Source organism: Gramella sp. AN32 (assembly GCF_023718305.1).
Lineage (GTDB): Bacteria > Bacteroidota > Bacteroidia > Flavobacteriales > Flavobacteriaceae > Christiangramia > Christiangramia antarctica.
In genome coordinates, this window is sequence record NZ_QEYO01000049.1 from 1 (window position 1) to 971 (window position 971).

Consider the following 971-nt stretch of genomic DNA (forward strand, 5'->3'; position numbering starts at 1 on the left):
ATAGAGTTACTACGTTAATTACAGAGTTTTAATTTTCCATAATTCACTGGTGGATGTTCCACCATTCTACCTATCAGGCCATCAAAAATAGTTTCCTTATGAATCGATCTGTTCAGGCGGTACGAAAATTCATTAAGATACGCTTTGATGTGTTCCTTACTGATATGTGTCGGTATTGCCCTGAGCCATGATTTCAGGTTTTGTATGACCGTGTGGATCTCGTTGAAATTTATTCCGGGCAGGCTTTTCGTGGATTTGATATCGTATTTCTTTTTCATCTTGTTATAACCTTTCCAACCATCGGTCTCTACCTTTGCACCTATATCGATATGGGCCTTGAAGATGGTTTCCAGTTCCTTTCCGGAATAGTTGTCGATGGGCAGGGCATAGAACCTTTTGATTTTGTTGTCATCGGTAAGCTCTACCGCCCCGACTATCTTTTTCTTTTTGGCATCATAACTACGGCCTTTTTTGCCCTTTTCTTTGCCACCAACGGTAAATTCGTCCACTTGTACCTTGCCCTTCATGGGGTGGTTACCGGACGATTCCATTGCCAGTCGTACCTTCTGCATGAAATACCAGGCCGTTTTTTGACTGATACCATAACGGTTGGCTATCTGGATACTGGAGAGCCCCTTACTACTGGTGCTCATCTCATAGACGATGAAAAACGCCTTTCGAAGTCCGAACCTGACCCGATGGAACAAGGTTCCGCTGGAAGGGCTCTCTTCCCGTTTGCAAAGGGTGCACATCCGATGGGCAGTGCGTTTGCCCTTTAATACCGTAGCTTTTTCGTGATTGCACTTCTTACACTTGAACCCTTCGCTCCACTTGCGCTGGCCGAGGTATTTCTTGCAATCTTCATCAGTTTTGAAGGTTTCAGTAAACTTTATCAAACTCAATCCCGTAAATTCCATCCTTATTATATTTGATATCAATTTAATAAAATAGTCTTTATCGTAGTAACTCTA

Annotated in this window: 1 protein-coding gene; it reads right to left on the bottom strand. The window is 42.6% G+C overall.

From position 1 onward, the window contains the following. Positions 1–14: 14 nt before the first annotated feature. Positions 15–917, bottom strand: coding sequence for an IS1595 family transposase (locus DHD80_RS19815; RefSeq protein WP_251743206.1), 903 nt, complete (start codon positions 915–917; stop codon positions 15–17). Between the last annotated feature and the right edge of the window lie 54 nt (positions 918–971).

Excerpts from the sequence above, each read along its gene's own strand:
- DHD80_RS19815 (WP_251743206.1), bottom strand. The coding sequence starts at position 917 with ATGGAATTTACGGGATTGAGTTTGATAAAGTTTACTGAAACCTTCAAA.